Raw genomic sequence first — 20,494 nt, forward strand, 5'->3', positions numbered from 1 at the left:
ACAGCACGTCAGAAATCCCGTTTGTAGAAGATATCCAGCGAGCTGGCAAAACCGCTGGCTACTTCGACATACACACGCTTGCTCAGTTTGTAGCGCAGGGCAATGGTACTGGCAGGTTCAAACACACCCACACCATAGCGTACGCTCAGCCGCTCGTTGATCTTGCCACTGGCCACCACTGCAGTGCTGTTGCCGGTGCCTTCGGTATCAAGCTCAAAATCCTTGATCCCCAGGTGGTTGGCCAGGCTGGTGGTAATCCCCGAACTGCCCATCAGGCCCAGGCCCAGCGCCGCCTGCGCCAGCAGGTTTTCATCTTCCCCGGTACCCGTCAGCGGACGCCCAAGAATCAGGTAGGACAACGCCTGTTCCTGACTCATGGCCGGTTCCGAGAAGATTTGCGTAGTGGGCTGTTCCGCACTGCCTGTCAGGCGAATCCCGGCAATCACGTCGTCGGTCTGGCGGACCGCTTCGATATCCAGATAAGGCTGGTCAATCGGCCCGGCGAACAGCAAACGCGCACGGCGTATGGTCAGCTTCTGGCCATAGGCACGGTAGCGACCGTTATTGAGGCGCAGCTCGCCACGGGTGTCCATGTCGTTGCCAATATGCACCTGCCCCGCCAGATCGGCGTTCAGGCCAAAGCCGGAGAATGTCAGCAACTCCTGCCCCACCACCACGGTGATATCCATGTCGACCTGCATCGGCGCGGCTTCACCCGTCGTCTGCTGGCCCACAATCACCGTGTCATCTGACACCTTGACCGTCGAGGGTGGCAATTCCCGTACCACGATTTCACCCTTGGGCACGTTCACCGTACCGGCGATCAACAGGGTGTTGTCGGGGTTGAGGGAGATTTTCAGGTCCGGGGCGACTTCCAGCTTGGCATAAGGCTCGACCGTCACCGGCAGGTTGTTGCCCTTGACCAGCACATTGACCGCCACTGCCTGACCCCAGGCCACATTGCCGCTGACGCTGCCCTGGCCCTTGTCGCCGCTGGTCCAGCCGCCATTGATCTGCGCCGTTTCGCCGTTGATGGCCAGCGAAAGCTGCACATTCTCGAAGTTGGTCGGCAGCTCCGGCCCCGAGATTTCACCGCCGGTCAGGGCCACATTGCCGTTGACATGGGGCGACAGCAAAGCACCCGATATCGTGCCAGAGCCGTTGAGCTGGCCGGTGAGTTTTTCCACCATCGGCGCAAACGGACGAATCATCGACACATCCAGCCCGGTGAGACGGAATTCACCGGTAACAGGTTTGCTTTTGGGCAGCGGATTGATCCGCGCTGCCAGCATCAACTGCCCCAGCTTGCCACCATCGAAATCAAGCCGCGATTCAACCCGGTTAGGGGTCAGGTTGCTGGTCAGCTTGAACGCCTGGTATGGGAAGTCCAGCCACTGGCCCTTGTCTTTGAAGCGCAACGTGCCACCACTGGCATCCACCACCACCTGGCCTTTAGGCCCGCTGGCAGGCAAGTCCAGCATCAAGTCGGCATTGAGCTGGCCCTGCCACTGGAAGTCCTTGGGCAACCACTCAGCCAGGCTGTCGAGGGGGAACTGCTTGAGGTGCAGACGCAGTTTCGGGTCCGGCACCAGGCGCTGCTCTTCGCTGCACAAGCTCGCCGGGCCGGAGAGCCAGCACTGCGCGCCCAGATTGAGCCGGCCATCGGCCAGGCGCTCCAGCCGTGCCGGGTTTTGCAGCACCCAGGCCTGGCCGCCGGCCTTGACGTCGCCACTGGCCAGTCGCCCGCGCCAGTTGCCTTTGTCCAGGCCGCCATCCACGGCCAGGCCCAGTTGCACCAACGGTCCTTGCAAATCCAGCTTGAGCTGCTGACGCTTGATATCGCCACTGCCGTTGGCGGTGAGCACGCCCAGTTGGGTGTCACCGGCGCGGATGCCGCTGCCCTTGAGGTCGATGCGGCCACGCTGGTTGCGATCGAGGCTGGCATCCAGGGTCAGGCTTTGCAGATGATTGTCGGCAAACGCAAGTTGCTGCCCATTGAGCGCCACTTTGCCTTGCGGTGCCTTGAGGGTTCCGCCTACATCGACACGGCCCTTGAGCTGACCGCGCAGTTCGGGCCACAGCTGGCCCAGACGCGGCATATTGAGATCAAGCTGGGCCTTGATTTGCTCCTGCAAACTGGCGCTACCATTGATGCGATTATCGCCCAGGCGAATATCCAGCGCACTGACGGTCCAGGCCTCACCGGCGCCCTGGGCCTTGGCTTGCAGCACCGCAGGCAGGCCGCGCAAACGGCCCTTGAGGTCGAGATTGGCATCCAGCTCCAGACGCTCGTTTTTAAATGAACCCTTGCTGCGCAACGGGCCTGCCAGCGTACCCGGCAACTCGGCCACCCAATACGCAGGGTTGAGCGCACTCAGGTCCAGCGCCGTGTCCCACACCACGCCATCGGCAAACTGCACATTGACGTGGCCCTCGGCTTTGCCCTGCCCGGCCACCAGTTTGAGCTGCGGCAGGAAGACCTTGCCCAGATCGCCACTGAACGGGCTGCTGAGGCTGAACTTGCCCGCCGGGCCATCAAGGTCCGCCTTGAAGTTGCCCAGATAATTACCGTCGCGATAGGACACTTCACCCACAAACGTGCGCAAATCCACATCAGGCTTGTCGATCAGCGGATACAGGTTGTGCCAGGGAAACTCCAGCCAGTCGATTTTGGCCTCGGCGCTCAAGCCTTCATGCCAGTCCACTTGCCCCGACAGTTTCAGGCGCTGCTGCGGGTTGGCGGTCAGGTCCAGCGCAGCGATCTGCGCACCCTTGGCATCCACGCGGCCTTTGAGCTGCAGGTTCACTGGCTGTTTTTCGGCAGGCAACAGGGCGCTGCCATTCAATTCATAGCCGTCCTTGAGGTCGCCCTTGGCCGTCAGCAACAACTGATTGAGCACCAGGGTGTCCGGCAGATCGGGGCTGGCCTTGAACGGTTCGGCGGTGATTTTCAATTGCGCCGGCAAGTTGTCGGCCAAAGGCTGCAGCTCGCCCGTCAGGTGCGCATTGATGTAACCGGTGGTGTCGGCCTTGAGGTTCAAGCTAGTACGCAGATTGCCATCAACCTTGAGCGCGATCGCCAGGGGTTTGCCATCCGGAGCTGGCAGGCTGACGTTACCTTGCAAGGTCAACGGCCAGTCGCCATTGGGTTGCAGCAGGCCGGACAGGTCAACGTTGAGGTCTTCGCGCTCGACCTGCACCGAGTCGAGCTGCAAGCCCTTGGCCGTCCACTGCGCCGACATCTGCATGCCCTTGAGCTGCTCGATGCCGTTGAACAGTACATTGCCGACCTTGACCACACCCACTTCAATCGCCAGCGGCAATTTCAGCTCCGGCAGGCTGATCGGCCCGCTGCTGCTGTCTTCACTGGGCGGAAATTGCAGGCTGATGGCGTCAGCCTGCAATTGATCGATACACAGCGTCATGCGGGTCAGACAACCCGGCGACCAGGCAAAGATCGGCCGGCTTACCTCCACCCGGCTGGTGCCTTGCTCCCACAAGAGATGATCGGCACCCCACTGGCCGCCCAGGCGCCCGGCAAAATTCTCCACCTGCAAACCCGGTACCTGCCCCAGCACCCAGCGGCTGCCTGCTTGCGTACCCAGAATCACGCCCACACTGACAACGGCCAGCAGCACCAACGCCACCAGCACCAGCCCGGCTATTTTCAAACCACGAATCACAGTTCTGGCCCCATCGAAAAGTGCAAACGGACACCGCCATCGTCATCCAGCGCATGGGCCAGATCCAGACGTATGGGGCCTACCGGCGAGATCCAGCGAATACCAACGCCGACCCCGGTTTTCAGGCTCGGAAAGTCCAGTGTGTTGAACGCATTGCCCTGGTCGACAAAGGTCGCCCAGCGCCACTTTTCGGCGAACTGATATTGATATTCCAGGCTACCCGCGAGCATGTAGCGCCCGCCAATACGATCACCTTCGGAGTTTTTCGGCGACAGACTCTGGTAATCATAACCGCGCACGCTCTGGTCGCCACCGGCGAAGAAGCGCAGGGACGGTGGAATCGATTTGTAGCCGTTGGTGGCACTGCCACCAAACTGGATCCGGCCCAAAAAGCGGTGTTTTTCCCACAGGGTGGTCAACGCCTTGAACTGCACATCGCCATGCAGCAGGTTGGTATCGGACATCAACCCTTGCTTGGCCACCTGCATATCCGTGGTCACACTGTAGCCGTGACTGGGGTCGATGCGGTTGTCGCTGCGCAATACCGAATAGCTGACGCCCGGCATCAGCAAGGTACTCAGGCCCGAGTCATCGCCCAGGCGGTACTCTTCATGCTGCCATTTGAGCGAGATGACGCGCGTCCAGCCGTTATCCAGTTTGCTGTGCCACTCCGGGCCGACCGTGAGCAGCTTGCTCAAGGTGTCGGTGTTGGCGATTTCTTCGTTTTGATAACCCGCAGCAAGACGCAGTTTATCGGTCAGCGGTGGATCCAGCGGGATGTCATACCAGGCACCGACGTTTTGCTTGGGCTGGGATATTTCGGATTCAAAGCCGTAGCTGTCACCGCGCGGGTTGCCCCAGTGGCGCATCCAGCTGGCCTTGCCACGGGCTCCGGTATCGGTCGAGTAACCCAGGCCCAGGGTCATGGTGCGCGGCTTGCGGGTTTCCAGGTCGACGTCGACCGGGATCACCTGCCCCACCGCAGTACTGGGTGCGGCATCGACGCGCACCACTTCAAAGTAGCCACTGCTTTGCAGGTTCTGGTTAAGTTCGGCAACCAGTTCCGAGTCGTACGGGGTATCCGGGGTAAACGGCACCATGCGTTGCAGCAAGGTCTGGTCAAAGGGTGCATCGCCGGCAAAACTGACTTTACCGAGAAAAAAACGCGGGCCGCTTTCGTAGACCAGATTGATATCGGCAAAACCGCCCTTGGGGTCGACCAGCAGTTCATGCTGAGTGAATTTACCATTGAAAAAACCGTAACGCAGGGCACGGTTCTGGATCAGGCGCTTGGCGTCTTCGTAGTTGCCCTGATTGAGCACCGCGCCGGGTTTGAGATCATCGCTGGCCGGTATCTGAAAGGCCTTCAGCGAAGCGGCCGGGCCTTCGACGCGCACGTTGACGTTGCGCAGATGCACCGGCTCGCCGGGATCGATGCTCAACACCAGACGCGGCGGATCGCCGGGCTTGACCTCGGCGTCGATGGAGGGCTGGTAGTAACCCAAGGCCTGGGAGGCTTTCAGGGCCTGCTCCTGCGCGCCACGTTGAAAACGCAAAAGCGCTTTCTCGTCACGATCGCCGAGGCTGCCAATATAGCCTTCCACGTTGGCCTTGAGGGCGTCGTTTGCCGGTTTGACCTTGACCACCAACTCGCTTTGGGCACACGCCGCAAAACTGCTGAGCAGCAGGACAACACCACTGGTAAATCTTCCTGGGAACGTCATAGGCGCGGATGCTATCACGGGCTGGGGTGCTCATAGAGCGCGTCAACGGGCAAAAAGTTCGTGTTCAAACCGTTGCGGTATGTGACACCTGCGGATTGGCATGGAAGAACACATGTTCTATCACCGGCCCCACCGCAACTTCCCCGATCTCCACATAGCCCTGGCGCTTGTAGAATTCAAGGTAATGCGGGTTTCCGGTGTCGAGCACCACACCTTCGGAGTGCTCGTCCTCGGCGCACCAGTTATGCACTGCTTCAAGCAACTGCTCACCGTAATGCAAACCCTGGAATTCGGGATGAATACCCAGCAACGGCAGCATATGCACGGCATCTCCCGGCACGCAGGCCTGCACTGCCTGGTGATAGTCCAGATACCGCCGCGTGCAGTTCAGCCCGGCACTGAGCACCATGCGCAACTGCCAGGCCCAGCTTTCGGTAATCCCCAGGCGCCGCTGCGGCGGGGCAATCAGGGCAATGCCCACCAGACGGTCATTGACCAGCAACCCCAGCGCCGGCAAGTCCTGAAAAAAATGTTGCCTGACCAGCTCCCGCACTGTCGCGCGAACCCGTTGTTCGTAACCGCTGCGCTCGGCGTTGAACAGAAAGCGGAATGTCGGCTCATGGCGATAGGCCTGATACAGCAAGGAGCGCGCTTCTCTTGAATAGCCACTGTCAAGCAACTGGATCTGACTGGTGGCGTTCGGCGTTTGCGTCATGCGATCAACTCCCCGGCGCGGCCTGGATAGCGGCGCTTCTAATGCGTACGAACCCCCGAGGGCCACAACAGTTCCATCATGGCCAAGTGCATCCTACGTTAGCAGTGCATTTGCCCCACTGCACGCTGGCAGCCAGAGCGTCAGTCCGCTAGCATCGCAGTTTTGTTCAGGACTGCCCGCCCATGAAAATCGTTTCATTCAACATCAACGGCCTGCGCGCTCGGCCACATCAGCTGGCAGCGCTGATCGAGAAACACCAGCCTGACGTGATCGGCCTGCAGGAAACCAAGGTCCATGACGATCAGTTCCCCATCGCCGACATCGAAGCGCTGGGGTATCACGTGCACTTCCATGGTCAAAAAGGCCATTACGGGGTCGCCCTGCTCTCGCGCCAGGCACCTCTGGAGCTGCACAAGGGTTTTGCCGGTGATGAAGATGACGCCCAGCGGCGTTTTATCTGGGGCACTTTCGCTGACGAAAACGGCCAGCCGGTGACCATCATGAATGGTTACTTCCCACAGGGCGAAAACCGCGATCACCCCACCAAATTCCCGGCCAAGCAGCGTTTCTACAGCGACCTGCAGCAGCTGCTTGAAAGCCAGTTCAGCAATGAACAACCACTGGTGGTAATGGGCGATATCAATATCTCGCCGCAGGACTGCGATATCGGTATCGGCCCGGACAACGCCAAGCGCTGGCTGAAAACCGGCAAGTGCAGCTTTTTGCCGGAAGAACGCGAGTGGCTGGAACGTCTCAAGGGCTGGGGCCTGGTGGACAGCTTTCGCTACCTGCACCCGGACGTGGCCGACCGTTTCAGCTGGTTCGATTACCGCAGCCGTGGTTTTGAGGATGAGCCCAAGCGTGGCCTGCGCATTGACGTGATCCTTGCCTCCCAGGGGCTGGTGCCACGAATCAAGGCAGCGGGTGTGGACTACGACCTGCGTGGCATGGAAAAACCATCGGATCATGCGCCGATCTGGCTGGAGTTGAGCTAAGAACAATCCCTTAGCAGCAGCCTCGTTCCTTCGGCAGCTGCTACAGAGGGGCCTGTCATCGGCTTGAAACCTTTCTGACTTAAATTGCAGGCCTTTCTATGGCTCCAGGAAGGTGCCTGCCGATGCTGCGTCTTATGTCCTTGACCCTGTTATGCGCGCTGACCGGCCTGGTCTGCGCTGCCGACCTGCGCATCCAGGGCTCCAACACCATCGGCGCCAACCTTGGCCCTGCACTGGTCAGCGCCATGCTCGCCGAGCAAGGCCTGCATGACATCCACAGTGTCCCGGTCATCCCGCCCAACGAGCACACTATTGTCGGCACCACGGCGCAGGGCCGGCAGATCCGGGTGGATGTCGCCGCCCATGGCTCGGGTACCGGCTTTACTGTCCTGGCCGCCGGGCATGCGGATCTGGTGGCGTCCTCGCGCCCCATCAAGGACCGCGAACTGGTAGACCTTGAGCGCCTGGGAGACCTGAAAAGCCCGAGCGCCGAACAAGTGATTGCCATCGATGGCCTGGCGATCATTCTCCACCCGCGCAACCCGCTCAATCAGCTTGATACCGAGCAACTGGCACAGGTTTTCAGTGGCCAGATCAGCCGCTGGGAACAGCTGGGCGGGGTCGGTGGTGCCATTCATTTATATGCCCGCGATGGCCAGTCCGGCACCTGGGAGACCTTTAAAGAGCTGGTCTTGAACCGCAACGGGCAGTCCTTGAGCAGTACGGCACAGCGTTTCGAATCCAGCGAAGAGCTATCCGATGCCGTCAGCCGTGACCCACAAGCCATCGGCTTTATCGGCCTGCCGTATATCCGTGAGGCCAAGGCCCTGGCTATCGTTGATGGCGCATCGCAGCCCATGCTGCCGCTCACCAGCCTGATTGCCAGCGAAGACTACCCCTTGTCGCGGCGTCTGTTCTTTTACCTGCCTCCCTCGACGATAAATCCCTGGGCAAAAGCACTGGTTGCCTTCACCCAAAGCCCGCAAGGTCAGGCCATTGTCGGGCAAAACGGCTTTGTCGCCCAAAGCGTACAAGCTGGCAGCGTGCTACCGGGCGCGCACATGCCCCAGGCGTATCAGGCGCTGACGCGGGAGGCACAGCGCCTGTCAGTCAACTTCCGTTTTGAAGAAGGCAGCGCCTCACTGGATAACAAGGCGCGTCAGGACTTGCTGCGTGTGGCCGACTACCTTAGCGCCCATGGCAAACTCGACAAACAGATCACACTGGTGGGTTTTGGCGATGCCAAGGATGACCCGCAGCGTGCACAATTGCTGTCAACGTTGCGGGCGATGGCCGTACGCCGCGAGCTGGTGAAAAGCGGCGTGGTGCCCAGGGAAATTCGGGGCTATGGCGCACAAATGCCGGTGGCAGCCAATATCGAAGATGAAGGGCGCCAGAAGAATCGTCGGGTTGAGGTGTGGGTTTATTGAGTGTGCAAGGTCAAATGCCCCCTCTCCCTAGAGTGCATATTTATCCAGCTCAAACTTGCCCACTGCCGCCCGGTGTACTTCGTCCGGGCCATCCGCCAGGCGCAGCGTGCGCTGCATGGCGTACATATAAGCCAGCGGAAAATCCGCCGAAACCCCTGCCCCGCCATGCATCTGAATGGCCCGGTCAATCACCTTCAAGGCAACGTTGGGCGCGACAACCTTGATCTGGGCGATTTCACTTCTGGCCACCTTGTTGCCTACCGTGTCCATCATATACGCAGCCTTGAGGGTCAACAGGCGCGCCATGTCGATCTCCATGCGCGAGTCGGCGATCTTGTCGATATTGGCCCCCAGACGTGCCAGCGGCTTGCCGAACGCGGTACGTGCCAGCGAACGCTTGCACATTAAAGCCAGTGCCCGCTCGGCCATGCCAATCGAGCGCATGCAGTGGTGAATCCGGCCCGGCCCAAGACGCCCCTGGGCAATTTCAAAGCCCCGGCCTTCACCCAACAAAACGTTTTCATACGGCACTCGTACGTTGTCGAACAGCACTTCGGCATGACCATGAGGAGCATCGTCGTAGCCGAATACCGGCAGTGGCCGTACGATTTTCACCCCTGGGGTGTCTACCGGCACCAGGATCATTGAGTGCTGCTGATGCCGCGGATTTTCAGGGTTGCTCAAGCCCATGAAAATCATGATCTTGCAGCGAGGGTCACAAGCTCCCGACGTCCACCATTTGCGGCCATTGATCAGCCACTCGTCACCGTCACGCACGGCGCATGCCGTCATATTAGTAGCATCCGACGAGGCGACGTCCGGTTCGGTCATGGCAAACGCCGAGCGAATGTCACCCCGCAACAGCGGCTCCAACCACTGCTTTTTTTGTGCCTCGCTGGCGTAGCGCACCAGTACTTCCATATTGCCGGTATCCGGTGCCGAGCAGTTGAAGGGCTCGGAACCCAGCATCGAGCGCCCCATGATTTCTGCCAGCGGCGCGTATTCAAGGTTGGTCAGCCCGGCGCCCAGTTCGGACTCTGGCAAAAACAGATTCCACAGCCCTTCAGCCCTGGCCTTGAGTTTCAACTCTTCCATGATCGCTGTGGGCTGCCAGCGATCACCTTCAGCCACCTGCTGATCAAAAATCGCCTCCGCCGGGTAAACATGGGCGTCCATAAACGCTGTCACACGCTCACGCAGGGCCTGAACTTTCGGAGAGTAAGCGAAATCCATAAGTGACTACCTTCTACCGGGCTGCTGAAAAGTGATACCCGATGCTAGATTAGCCACCCTTTATTTGCGCCATCTATTAACGACGTGTATTACCATTCATAAGCAATATATGATCGGGGCGCGTTTTCCTTTCCAATAACAAGAGCCAGCGCGTCATGAACCTGAACAAGGTCGATCTCAATCTGTTTATCGTCTTCGACGCCATCTATACCGAAGCCAACCTGACCCGCGCCGGGCAGATTATCGGCATCACCCAGCCAGCCGTGTCCAATGCCCTGGCGCGATTGCGCGAGAGCTTCAATGACCCGCTGTTCGTGCGCACCGCCCAGGGCATGGTGCCCACCCCCATGGCACAGAACATCATCAGCCCGGTGCGCAGTGCCCTGGCGCTGTTGCGTGTTTCGGTGCAGGAAAGCCGCACCTTCAACCCCCTGCAAGCCAACAAGACCTACCGCATCAGCATGACAGACCTGTCAGAAGCGGTGATTTTGCCGCCGCTATTCCAGCGGCTACGGCGTCAGGCGCCTTCGGTGGTGGTCGAGAGTTTTCTCTCTCATCGGCGTGAGACCACCAGTGATCTGGCTGCCGGGCGTCTGGATTTTGCGATAGATGCCCCCCTCAATACCGACCCGCAGGTACGCCATGTCAAATTGATGGAAGACCGTTACGTCTGCGCCATGCGCCAGGGCCACCCATCAGCCGGCAAGGCAACCCTGAGCCTGGATGAATACCTGGCGCTGACCCACATTCATATCTCGACCCGACGCAACGGCCTCGGCGAGGTCGACCTGGCCCTGGGCAAGATGGGCCTGCAGCGCAAGATCACCCTGCGCTCGCAGCATTACCTGATGGCCTCCAATGTGCTGCAGCAAACCGACATGGCAATGACCGTGCCCGAGCGTTTTGCCCGCCGCCATGGCCTGCACTTTGTAGCCTTGCCCCTCAATGAACTGCCCAATGTGGAAACCCATTTGTACTGGCACGAAAGTACCGAGCAAGACCCGGCCAATCGCTGGATGCGCGAGCAACTGATAGAGCTGTGCCAGCAACAACAGAAATTCGAAGCCGCAAGCCTGCTTGACGTATACGTCAACCAACCTTTAGTTTAGCAACACGATTTCTCCAGAGCCCGCCCATGAGCAGCCAGACGTACAGTATTTCCGACCTTGCCCGTGAACTTGACATCACCACCCGTGCCATTCGCTTTTATGAAGAGCAAGGCCTGCTCGCCCCTGAACGACGCGGTCAGGAGCGGGTGTATTCGGCGCGGGACAAAGTCAGCCTGAAACTGATTCTGCGCGGCAAGCGCATCGGCTTTTCGCTGGCCGAATGCCGCGAACTGATCGAGCTTTATGACCCCACCAGCGGCAACCAGAAACAGCTCAACAGCATGCTGGCCAAAATCGCCGAACGCCGCGAGCAGCTTGAGCAGCAGTTGCTGGATATCCAGCAGATGCAGCTGGAACTCGATACCGCTGAAGAGCGGTGTCTCCAGGCGCTGGAACAGACCATAAAAAAACAGACGACTAACAGTCCCTCGCTCTGACTGACCGCCTGCGAACTCCAGCACACCCCCATCTGCCCCCTCTCCCTCCGGGAGAGGGCTGGGGTGAGGGTTGGGCAAGACCCCATTTCAACGGACACGGTGATCCCCATGACACTTCCAACCCATGTGCGGCTGATCGAAGTAGGCCCGCGCGACGGTCTGCAAAACGAGGCCCAACCCATCAGTGTCGCGGACAAGGTGCAACTGGTTGACGCCCTGACCGACGCCGGATTGGGCTATATCGAAGCCGGCAGCTTTGTCTCCCCCAAGTGGGTGCCGCAAATGGCCGGTTCGGCTGAAGTCTTCGCACAAATCCGCCGCAAGCCGGGCGTGGTCTACGGTGCGCTGGCACCGAACCTGCGTGGTTTTGAAGATGCCGTGGCCGCCGGGGTAAAGGAAGTCGCGGTATTTGCCGCCGCATCCGAAGCGTTCTCGCAACGCAATATCAATTGCTCGATCAGCGAAAGCCTGGCGCGCTTTGTGCCCATTATTGAAGCGGCCAGGCAGCACGGCATCAGCGTACGCGGCTATGTGTCCTGTGTGCTGGGCTGCCCTTATGAAGGCCAGGTCAGTGCGCAGCAGGTGGCACAGGTAGCGCAGGAGCTGTACGCCATGGGCTGTTACGAGGTGTCACTGGGCGACACCATCGGCACCGGTACACCGACGTCCACACGCACCCTGTTTGAGACGGTAGCGGCTTGCGTCCCGCGGGAAAAACTCGCCGGGCATTTCCACGATACCTACGGTCAGGCGCTGGTAAATATCTACGCCAGCCTGCAGGAAGGCATCGCGGTATTCGACAGCTCCATCGCCGGCCTCGGCGGTTGCCCCTATGCCAAGGGTGCCAGCGGTAACGTGGCCACGGAAGACGTGCTGTACATGCTCAACGGCATGGGCATCGAAACCGGGGTCGACATGGACAAGCTGTTATTGGCCGGCGCGCACATCTGCAAGGTGCTGGGTCGTGTTACCGGATCACGGGTGGCAAAGGCCCGCCAGGGCTAAAAAGTGTTCCGGGGTGTTACCTCGCCGCCACACAAACGAGTAACACGGAAACAAACCGGCCATGCCCAAGGCCGGTTTTTTATTGCTTTAATTCTCAAGTAGTTGATTTATAAGGGTTTTTAAAAGTTGGCACGGATCCTGCTATCTCTATGGCATAACAAGAATAAAAACCGCAGCAACATAATAAAAACAATACGAAACGACTCTGACATAACAAAAACAACACGGCAGAGACGCAGCTAACAGATTTTTTTGGAGAAGGTTTACTTTTCCGAGGCGCCTAAAAACCACCTCGCAACCGGGCAGAGAAGAATAAAACTACCTTCAGGTAGCACCCGCACAGGTTGGATCACGGGTTTGATAGCCGGTGATAAAAGTGGATCAGCGCTCAAAAAAATACGTTTGCTCTTGACCCCGGATGGGGGTCGCACAAAAACGCAGCAAAAGGGCGAGTTCCAAAAACAACAATAGACCGCCCTTCAATAATAAAAAAAGAGCACGCAACGACATATTAAAGGGGAGCCTCGGCTCCCCTTTGTGCTGTCTGTGGTTTGATAATTTGCTTAACTGCATACCCCCGTGGGAGCGAGCCTGCTCGCGATTCAGGCGCCGCGGTCTGTCTGGCAAATCGCGGTGATGCCATCGCGAGCAAGCCCGTTCCCACGGGCTTGGTCATTTCTGTTGGCACTCCTGAATACTGATCTCGCGCATTTTGAATTTCTGGATCTTGCCGGTCACGGTCATCGGGAATGCATCGACAAACTTGAAAAAACGCGGCGCTTTAAAGTGCGCAATCCGCGACTTGCACCAGGTTTGCAGCTCAAGCTCATTGGCCGTATGACCGGGATGAAACTTGATCCAGGCAACGATCTCTTCGCCATATTTGGCGTCAGGGATACCCACAACCTGCACGTCAGCCACTGCCGGGTGGGTAAAAAAGAACTCCTCCAGCTCCCGCGGGTAAATATTTTCTCCACCGCGAATAATCATGTCCTTGTTGCGCCCCACAATGCGTACATAGCCCTGCTCATCCATCTGCGCCAGGTCACCGGTATGCATCCAGCCGTCGCCGTCGATGGCATCAGCGGTGGCCTGCGGGTTGTTCCAGTAACCGAGCATCACGCTGTAGCCACGGGTACACAACTCGCCAATCTCACCCCGGGCAACGGTGTTGCCCGCAGCATTGATCAACTTGCTCTCAAGTTGTGGCTGGGTACGCCCCACCGTGGTAACCCGCAATTCCAGTTCATCCGCAGGCCCCGTCTGTATCGATACCGGGCTGGTTTCGGTCATGCCATAGGCGATTTGTACTTCGCCCATATGCATTTCACTGATGACGCGGCGCATGACCTCGATCGGGCATGTGGCCCCGGCCATAATCCCCGTGCGCAGGCTCGACAGATCAAACGAGGCACGCTGCGGGTGGTCGAGCATGGCGATAAACATGGTCGGCACACCGTACAGCCCGGTGGCGCGCTCTTGCGCAACCGCTTGCAGCGTAAGGCCCGGGTCAAAGGCCTCCGCAGGGTAGATCATGGTAGTGCCATGGGTCACGCAACCCAGATTACCCATCACCATGCCAAAGCAGTGATAAAGCGGCACGGGGATTACCAGACGGTCGCTGGCCGTCAGCCCCAGGCTTTCGCCTACCATATAGCCATTATTGAGAATGTTATGATGGCTAAGGGTCGCCCCCTTGGGGAAGCCTGTGGTACCGGAGGTGTACTGGATATTGACCGGCTGGTCGACGTGCAGGCTGGCTTCGCGGCAGCGTAACTGCTCCGGTTCGACCTCGTCAGCCAACATGGCAAGGTGCGACCACGGCAAAAAACCTGCCGGCGGCTCAGCCGCGAGGCTGATGACCCCACGCAAATCGGCAAAGCGCACACAATCCAGCGCCCCGACCGATTGCTCCGCCAGCTCAGGGATCAACTCCTGGAGCATGGCGTGATAGTTGGACGTCTTGAACGCGCCCGCACACACCAACCATTGACACGCCGATTGCTTGAGTACGTATTCGAGTTCCGAGAGCCGGTATGCCGGGTTGATATTGACCAGAATCACGCCAATCTTGGCGCTGGCAAACTGGCTGATAAACCACTCGGCGCCATTAGGCGCCCACACCCCCAGCCGGTCCCCTGCCTGCAAACCCAAAGCCAGCAGTGCCCTGGCATGCAGGTCGACCTCCTCGGCCAATTGTGCCCATGTATAACGTTGCTGCTGATGGCGTACCACCAACGCCTCCCCCTGCGGGTAACGCGCAGCAGTCTGATCAAAAGCCTGGCCTATCGTCATCGCCAGCAGCGGCTTGTCCAGCGCACCCTGGCTGTAACTGGGGACGGATTGCAACTTCATGGCAACTCCTCTTGTGATTGTTTTGGGAGCATGAGCAAGGCGCGTACTGCACCGGCTCATTTGAAGAACAACAAATACTCTGGCCTAAGTTGACGTTAACGTAAAGGTCGTTGACAGTTAAAGGCGCCAAGTTTACGTTAACGTAAAGGTTATCAATGGCGACGCAGTAACTGCCTCCACAAGAACAATGAATATAGGTGCCCCATGAGCTACCCCACCCTGAACTTCGCCCTGGGCGAAACCATCGATATGCTGCGCGATCAGGTCCAGGCATTCGTCGCTGCCGAACTGGCGCCACGGGCGGCGCAAATCGACAAGGACAACCTGTTCCCGGCCGACATGTGGCGCAAGTTCGGTGACATGGGGTTGCTCGGCATCACCGTCTCAGAAGAGTACGGCGGCACCGGCCTGAGCTATCTGGCCCATGTGGTGGCCATGGAAGAAATCAGCCGCGGCTCGGCATCGGTGGCCCTGTCCTACGGCGCCCACTCCAATCTGTGCGTCAACCAGATCAACCGCAACGGCACCCACGAACAGAAACTCAAATACCTGCCCAAGCTGATCAGCGGCGAACACGTCGGTGCCCTGGCCATGAGCGAACCGAACGCCGGTTCCGATGTGGTTTCGATGAAACTGCGCGCCGACAGACGCGGCGACCACTTTGTCCTCAACGGCAGCAAAACCTGGATCACCAATGGCCCGGACGCCAGCACCTATGTGATCTATGCCAAGACCGACCTGGAGAAAGGCCCGCACGGAATCAGCGCATTTATCGTTGAGCGTGACTGGAAAGGCTTCAGCCGCAGTAGCCATTTCGACAAGCTTGGCATGCGCGGTTCCAACACCAGCGAGCTGTTTTTCGACGATGTCGAAGTGCCTGAAGAGAACCTGCTGGGCACCCTCAACGCCGGCGTAAAGGTCCTGATGAGCGGCCTGGACTACGAGCGTGTGGTGCTCTCGGGCGGCCCCACCGGGATCATGCAGGCGTGCATGGACCTGATCGTGCCGTACATTCACGACCGCAAGCAATTCGGCCAGAGCATCGGCGAATTTCAGTTGATCCAGGGCAAGGTGGCTGACATGTACACCCAGCTCAATGCCAGCCGTGCCTATCTGTATGCCGTGGCTGCCGCGTGCGAACGTGGCGAAACAACGCGCAAGGATGCAGCCGGCGTGATTTTGTACAGCGCCGAACGCGCCACGCAAATGGCCCTCGATGCCATTCAGATTCTCGGCGGCAACGGCTACATCAATGAATTCCCTGCCGGGCGCCTCCTGCGCGACGCCAAACTGTATGAAATCGGCGCTGGTACCAGCGAAATCCGACGCATGCTGATTGGTCGCGAACTCTTCAACGAAACCCGCTAAGGAGCGCAGGCATGTCCATCTTGCAGACGACAATCAACCCGCGTTCGGCCGAGTTCGGGCTTAACCGCGACGCCATGCTCAAACAGGTCGACGCCTTGCATGCCCTGCTAGCGCAGGTGCAACAAGGCGGTGGCGCCAAGGCGCAGGAGCGGCATACCTCACGAGGCAAGTTGCTACCTCGCGAACGGATTGACCGCCTTTTGGACAGCGGTTCGCCCTTCCTTGAATTGAGTCAGTTAGCGGCTTACAACGTGTACGGCGAAGACGTTCCGGCAGCCGGGATCATTGCCGGCATTGGTCGGGTCGAGGGCGTGGAGTGCATGATTGTCGCCAACGACGCGACGGTCAAAGGCGGTTCGTACTACCCACTGACGGTCAAAAAACACCTGCGGGCGCAAACCATCGCCGAGCAGAACCGCTTGCCGTGCATTTATCTGGTGGACTCGGGGGGTGCCAACCTGCCGCGCCAGGACGAGGTGTTCCCGGACCGCGAGCACTTTGGACGGATCTTCTTCAACCAGGCCAACATGAGCGCAGCGGGCATCCCGCAAATTGCCGTGGTCATGGGCTCCTGTACCGCAGGCGGTGCCTATGTACCCGCCATGGCCGACGAAGCCATTATGGTGCGTCAACAGGCAACGATTTTTCTCGCTGGCCCGCCGCTGGTAAAGGCCGCCACGGGCGAAGTGGTCAGCGCCGAAGACCTCGGCGGGGCCGATGTGCACTGCAAGATTTCCGGGGTGGCCGACCACTATGCCGACAGCGACGAACACGCCCTGGCGCTGGCCCGGCGCAGCGTTGCCAACCTCAACTGGCGCAAGCTGGGCCAGTTGCAGCAGCGCACACCACAGGTACCGCTGTACGACCGTGATGAGCTGTACGGCATAGTCCCGGCTGATGCCAAGCAGCCTTTTGATGTACGCGAAGTGATTGCGCGGCTGGTGGATGGCTCGGTATTCGATGAGTTCAAGGCCCTGTTCGGTACCACGCTGGTGTGCGGCTTTGCCCATTTGCAGGGTTACCCGGTGGCGATTCTGGCCAACAACGGGATCCTGTTTGCCGAGGCCGCGCAAAAGGGCGCGCACTTTATCGAGCTGGCCTGTCAGCGCGGCATCCCCCTGGTGTTTTTGCAAAATATCACCGGCTTTATGGTCGGGCAGAAATACGAAGCCGGTGGGATTGCCAAACACGGTGCCAAATTGGTCACCGCCGTTGCGTGCGCCAGGGTGCCCAAATTCACCGTGATCATTGGCGGCAGCTTTGGCGCCGGCAACTACGGAATGTGCGGCCGCGCCTACGATCCACGCTTCTTGTGGATGTGGCCAAATGCCCGAATCGGCGTGATGGGTGCGGAGCAAGCCGCGGGTGTGCTGGTGCAGGTCAAGCGCGAACAGGCCGAGCGCAATGGCGTCGGGTTTACAGCCCGGGAAGAGGCCGAGATCAAGCAGCCGATCCTCGACCAGTACGAGCATCAAGGCCACCCCTACTACTCCAGCGCGCGCTTGTGGGATGACGGCGTGATCGATCCGGCGCAAACCCGAGAGGTTTTGGCCCTTGGCCTGTCGGCGGCCTTGAACGCCCCTGTCGAAGCCACCCGTTTCGGTGTGTTCCGGATGTAACCCCACAGCCTTTCAGGACTGACAAACATGATGGATTTCAACACCCTCGAACTGCACACCGATCCCCGGGGCTTTGCCACCCTGTGGTTGAGCCGCGAGCAGAAGAACAATGCATTCAATGCCGAGATGATTCGTGAGCTGATTCTGGCGCTGGAGGCCGTACAAGCCGACCCTGCCCTGCGTTTTCTGGTGCTGCGCGGGCGCGGCAAGCATTTCAGCGCCGGTGCCGATCTGGCCTGGATGCAGCAATCGGCCGAACTGGACTACCACACCAACCTTGACGACGCCCGCCACCTGGCCGAGCTGATGTACAACCTGGCCAAGCTGAAAATGCCCACCCTGGCCGTGGTCCAGGGCGCGGCCTATGGTGGTGCGCTGGGCCTGATCAGTGCCTGCGACATGGCTATCGGCACCGAAGACGCGCAGTTCTGTCTGTCGGAAGTGCGTATCGGCCTGGCACCTGCGGTGATCAGCCCCTTTGTGGTGCAGGCCATCGGTGAGCGCGCTGCCCGCCGCTACGCCTTGACGGCTGAACGCTTCAGCGGCGAACGTGCCCGGGAACTGGGCTTGCTATCGGAGTGCTACCCGCTCGCCGAGCTTGAACAGCACATCGACCTCTGGATTGACAACCTGCTGCTCAACAGCCCCCAGGCCATGCGCTCATGCAAGGACCTGTTGCGGGAAGTCAGCCACGGAGCACCGACCCTGGCTATTCGCCGTTACTGCGAAAACGCCATAGCTCGCATCCGCGTCAGCCCCGAAGGCCAGGAGGGCTTGCGCGCCTTTCTGCAAAAACGTGCCCCCAGCTGGCAAGCCGATCCATCGACCCTGGAGCCGCGTTCATGAGCGCCCCTATTCTGACATCCGTACTGGTTGCCAACCGTGGCGAAATCGCCTGTCGGGTAATGCGCACAGCCAGGGCCCTGGGCCTCACCACAGTAGCCGTCCACAGCGCGACCGATCGCGATGCGCGGCATTGCCGCGAAGCCGATATCTGCGTAGACCTGGGGGGCAGCAAAGCGGCCGACAGCTACCTGAAAATCGACAAGATCATTGCAGCCGCCAAGGCCAGTGGGGCCCAGGCCATTCATCCCGGTTATGGCTTTTTGTCGGAGAACGCAGGCTTTGCCCGTGCCATTGAAGCTGCCGGGCTGATATTTCTCGGCCCGCCCGCCAGTGCCATTGATGCCATGGGCAGCAAGTCCGCCGCCAAGACCTTGATGGAAGTGGCGGGCGTACCGCTGGTGCCGGGTTACCACGGCGACGCCCAGGATCTGGAAACCTTTCGCCTCGCCGCAGAACGCATCGGCTATCCGGTGCTGCTCAAAGCCACGGCAGGAGGCGGCGGCAAGGGCATGAAGGTGGTCGAGGACGTCGCCCAGCTGGCAGAGGCGCTGGCCTCGGCACAGCGCGAAGCCCTGTCGTCCTTTGGCGATGCGCGCATGCTGGTGGAAAAGTACGTACTCAAGCCACGACACGTGGAAATCCAGATTTTTGCCGACCAGCACGGCAACTGCCTGTACCTCAATGAGCGCGACTGCTCGATTCAGCGCCGCCACCAGAAAGTCGTAGAGGAAGCGCCAGCACCGGGCCTGAGTGTCGAACAGCGTCAGGCAATGGGCGAGTCCGCCGTGCGTGCGGCCCAGGCCATCGGTTATGTGGGCGCGGGCACTGTAGAGTTCCTGCTGGATGCGCGAGGCGAGTTCTTCTTTATGGAGATGAATACGCGCCTGCAGGTTGAGCACCCGGTCACTGAAGCCATCACCGGCCTCGACCTGGTGGCCTGGCAAATCCGCGTGGCACGGGGTGAAACCCTGCCCATCAGCCAGGCTCAGGTCCCGTTGAACGGCCATGCCATAGAAGTGCGACTGTATGCAGAAGACCCGGGCCATGATTTCCTTCCGCAAACCGGCCGTCTTGAGGTGTATCGCGAGTCGGCCGCTGGCCCGGGCCGTCGCGTGGACAGCGGTGTCAGCGAGGGCGACGAAGTTTCACCGTTCTACGACCCGATGCTGGGCAAGCTGATTGCTTGGGGTGAAGACCGCGAGCAGGCACGTTTGCGCCTGATGGCCATGCTCGATGAATTCGCTATTGGCGGGCTGAAAACCAACCTGAATTTCTTGCGCCGCATTATCGGCCACCCTGCCTTCGCCGCAGCCGAACTCGATACCGGATTTATCCCACGCTACGAAGAAGAATTACTGCCTGCTGCCGAACCTTTGCCTACGGCATTCTGGTCTGCCGCTGCCCAGGCATTCAGCCAAAGCCAACCGCTACGGGTGCGCAACGATGACCCGGCATCGCCCTGGTCGACAGCCAATGGCTTTCGTAGCGGCCTGCCGGCAAACACCTTGCTGGTTCTGGCCTGCAAGGGTGAACAGCAGGTTATCCACCTCAGTGGCAACACCACCACTTTGCGCGATGAACACTTGCTCATCGAGCAGGACGGTGTACGCCGTCAGCACCTGGCCATCCGTCGGGGCGATGCGCTGTACCTGCGCTGGGACGGTGAACTGCACTGCGTGCGTCTGCACGATCCGATCAGCGCCGTGGACGCCAGTCACACGGCCCAGGGCGGCCTGACTGCACCGATGAACGGCAGCATCGTACGTGTGCTGGTCGAGGTCGGGCAAACCGTCGAGGCCGGTGCTCAGCTGGTGGTACTGGAAGCCATGAAAATGGAACACAGCCTGCGAGCCCCCCATGCAGGCGTGATCAAGGCGCTGTTTTTCCAGGAAGGTGAAATGGTCAGTGAGGGCTCGGCACTGGTCGAGCTGGAATGAGAAAAGGCGGGTACCGTGACCGGTATCCGCCTTTTCAC

Annotated in this window: 14 protein-coding genes; 9 read left to right on the top strand and 5 right to left on the bottom strand. The window is 59.7% G+C overall.

Annotation, left to right across the window (positions count from 1 at the left end):
- Nucleotides 1-8 precede the first annotated feature (8 nt).
- From GHN92_RS15930 to GHN92_RS15940, 3 genes are all read right to left on the bottom strand, one after another.
- The gene (locus tag GHN92_RS15930) at nucleotides 9-3,683 is read right to left on the bottom strand and encodes a translocation/assembly module TamB domain-containing protein (protein ID WP_095001667.1); all 3,675 of its coding nucleotides are present in this window, start codon (nucleotides 3,681-3,683) and stop codon (nucleotides 9-11) included.
- The gene (locus GHN92_RS15935; RefSeq protein WP_095001668.1) at nucleotides 3,680-5,407 is read right to left on the bottom strand and encodes an autotransporter assembly complex family protein; all 1,728 of its coding nucleotides are present in this window, start codon (nucleotides 5,405-5,407) and stop codon (nucleotides 3,680-3,682) included. Before GHN92_RS15935 ends, GHN92_RS15930 begins: the two co-directional genes overlap by 4 nt.
- A 64-nt stretch (nucleotides 5,408-5,471) precedes the next feature.
- Entirely contained in the window at nucleotides 5,472-6,122 is a 651-nt protein-coding gene (locus GHN92_RS15940) for a GNAT family N-acetyltransferase (protein ID WP_095001669.1), read from the bottom strand.
- A gap of 182 nt (nucleotides 6,123-6,304) precedes the next feature.
- On the opposite strand from GHN92_RS15940, the gene xthA reads away from it, so the two are divergent.
- Both xthA and GHN92_RS15950 read left to right on the top strand, forming a co-directional pair.
- The gene (gene xthA / locus GHN92_RS15945) at nucleotides 6,305-7,117 is read left to right on the top strand and encodes an exodeoxyribonuclease III (RefSeq protein WP_095001670.1); all 813 of its coding nucleotides are present in this window, start codon (nucleotides 6,305-6,307) and stop codon (nucleotides 7,115-7,117) included.
- Between the two features lie 122 nt (nucleotides 7,118-7,239).
- A complete protein-coding gene (locus tag GHN92_RS15950) occupies nucleotides 7,240-8,547 on the top strand; it encodes a substrate-binding domain-containing protein (protein ID WP_153380574.1) in 1,308 nt (435 codons plus the stop codon).
- A gap of 27 nt (nucleotides 8,548-8,574) precedes the next feature.
- Here GHN92_RS15950 and GHN92_RS15955 read toward each other — a convergent pair whose 3' ends face one another.
- A complete protein-coding gene (locus GHN92_RS15955) occupies nucleotides 8,575-9,780 on the bottom strand; it encodes an acyl-CoA dehydrogenase (RefSeq protein ID WP_095019302.1) in 1,206 nt (401 codons plus the stop codon).
- Nucleotides 9,781-9,935: 155 nt separating this feature from the next.
- Between GHN92_RS15955 and GHN92_RS15960 the strand changes: the two genes are divergently transcribed.
- From GHN92_RS15960 to GHN92_RS15970, 3 genes are all read left to right on the top strand, one after another.
- A complete protein-coding gene (locus GHN92_RS15960) occupies nucleotides 9,936-10,889 on the top strand; it encodes a LysR family transcriptional regulator (RefSeq protein WP_095001673.1) in 954 nt (317 codons plus the stop codon).
- A gap of 26 nt (nucleotides 10,890-10,915) precedes the next feature.
- Nucleotides 10,916-11,326 carry a MerR family DNA-binding transcriptional regulator gene (locus GHN92_RS15965; protein WP_095001674.1) on the top strand — a complete coding sequence of 137 codons (411 nt, stop codon included), beginning with the start codon at nucleotides 10,916-10,918 and terminating at the stop codon, nucleotides 11,324-11,326.
- Between the two features lie 108 nt (nucleotides 11,327-11,434).
- Complete coding sequence (locus tag GHN92_RS15970) at nucleotides 11,435-12,331, top strand: hydroxymethylglutaryl-CoA lyase (protein WP_095001675.1); 897 nt, start codon at nucleotides 11,435-11,437, stop codon at nucleotides 12,329-12,331.
- Nucleotides 12,332-13,003: 672 nt separating this feature from the next.
- Here GHN92_RS15970 and GHN92_RS15975 read toward each other — a convergent pair.
- Nucleotides 13,004-14,686: an AMP-binding protein gene (locus tag GHN92_RS15975; RefSeq protein WP_095020894.1), complete on the bottom strand. Its 1,683-nt coding sequence runs from the start codon at nucleotides 14,684-14,686 to the stop codon at nucleotides 13,004-13,006.
- 204 nt (nucleotides 14,687-14,890) lie between these two features.
- On the opposite strand from GHN92_RS15975, the gene GHN92_RS15980 reads away from it, so the two are divergent.
- From GHN92_RS15980 to GHN92_RS15995, 4 genes are read left to right on the top strand one after another with little or no spacing between them, the layout of a single operon-like run.
- Entirely contained in the window at nucleotides 14,891-16,054 is a 1,164-nt protein-coding gene (locus GHN92_RS15980; protein WP_095001677.1) for an isovaleryl-CoA dehydrogenase, read from the top strand.
- A gap of 11 nt (nucleotides 16,055-16,065) precedes the next feature.
- Nucleotides 16,066-17,673, top strand: coding sequence for a carboxyl transferase domain-containing protein (locus GHN92_RS15985; protein ID WP_095001678.1), 1,608 nt, complete (start codon nucleotides 16,066-16,068; stop codon nucleotides 17,671-17,673).
- 27 nt (nucleotides 17,674-17,700) lie between these two features.
- On the top strand, nucleotides 17,701-18,519 hold the full coding sequence (locus GHN92_RS15990; RefSeq protein WP_095025486.1) for a gamma-carboxygeranoyl-CoA hydratase: 819 nt from the start codon (nucleotides 17,701-17,703) through the stop codon (nucleotides 18,517-18,519).
- On the top strand, nucleotides 18,516-20,456 hold the full coding sequence (locus tag GHN92_RS15995; RefSeq protein WP_133144182.1) for an acetyl/propionyl/methylcrotonyl-CoA carboxylase subunit alpha: 1,941 nt from the start codon (nucleotides 18,516-18,518) through the stop codon (nucleotides 20,454-20,456). The genes GHN92_RS15990 and GHN92_RS15995 overlap by 4 nt, the downstream gene beginning before the upstream one ends.
- Nucleotides 20,457-20,494: the final 38 nt, after the last annotated feature.

It is taken from the genome of Pseudomonas sp. FSL R10-2964, assembly GCF_009600035.1.
Classification (GTDB): Bacteria; Pseudomonadota; Gammaproteobacteria; order Pseudomonadales; family Pseudomonadaceae; genus Aquipseudomonas; species Aquipseudomonas bubulae.

Bases quoted from the DNA above. Each gene is read 5' to 3' on its own strand.
- GHN92_RS15995 (WP_133144182.1), top strand. From the start codon at position 18,516: ATGAGCGCCCCTATTCTGACATCCGTACTGGTTGCCAACCGTGGCGAA.
- GHN92_RS15950 (WP_153380574.1), top strand. From the start codon at position 7,240: ATGCTGCGTCTTATGTCCTTGACCCTGTTATGCGCGCTGACCGGCCTG.
- GHN92_RS15955 (WP_095019302.1), bottom strand. From the start codon at position 9,780: ATGGATTTCGCTTACTCTCCGAAAGTTCAGGCCCTGCGTGAGCGTGTG.
- GHN92_RS15970 (WP_095001675.1), top strand. From the start codon at position 11,435: ATGACACTTCCAACCCATGTGCGGCTGATCGAAGTAGGCCCGCGCGAC.
- GHN92_RS15960 (WP_095001673.1), top strand. From the start codon at position 9,936: ATGAACCTGAACAAGGTCGATCTCAATCTGTTTATCGTCTTCGACGCC.
- GHN92_RS15980 (WP_095001677.1), top strand. From the start codon at position 14,891: ATGAGCTACCCCACCCTGAACTTCGCCCTGGGCGAAACCATCGATATG.
- GHN92_RS15965 (WP_095001674.1), top strand. From the start codon at position 10,916: ATGAGCAGCCAGACGTACAGTATTTCCGACCTTGCCCGTGAACTTGAC.
- GHN92_RS15940 (WP_095001669.1), bottom strand. From the start codon at position 6,122: ATGACGCAAACGCCGAACGCCACCAGTCAGATCCAGTTGCTTGACAGT.
- GHN92_RS15975 (WP_095020894.1), bottom strand. From the start codon at position 14,686: ATGAAGTTGCAATCCGTCCCCAGTTACAGCCAGGGTGCGCTGGACAAG.
- xthA (WP_095001670.1), top strand. From the start codon at position 6,305: ATGAAAATCGTTTCATTCAACATCAACGGCCTGCGCGCTCGGCCACAT.
- GHN92_RS15985 (WP_095001678.1), top strand. From the start codon at position 16,066: ATGTCCATCTTGCAGACGACAATCAACCCGCGTTCGGCCGAGTTCGGG.
- GHN92_RS15935 (WP_095001668.1), bottom strand. From the start codon at position 5,407: ATGACGTTCCCAGGAAGATTTACCAGTGGTGTTGTCCTGCTGCTCAGC.
- GHN92_RS15990 (WP_095025486.1), top strand. From the start codon at position 17,701: ATGATGGATTTCAACACCCTCGAACTGCACACCGATCCCCGGGGCTTT.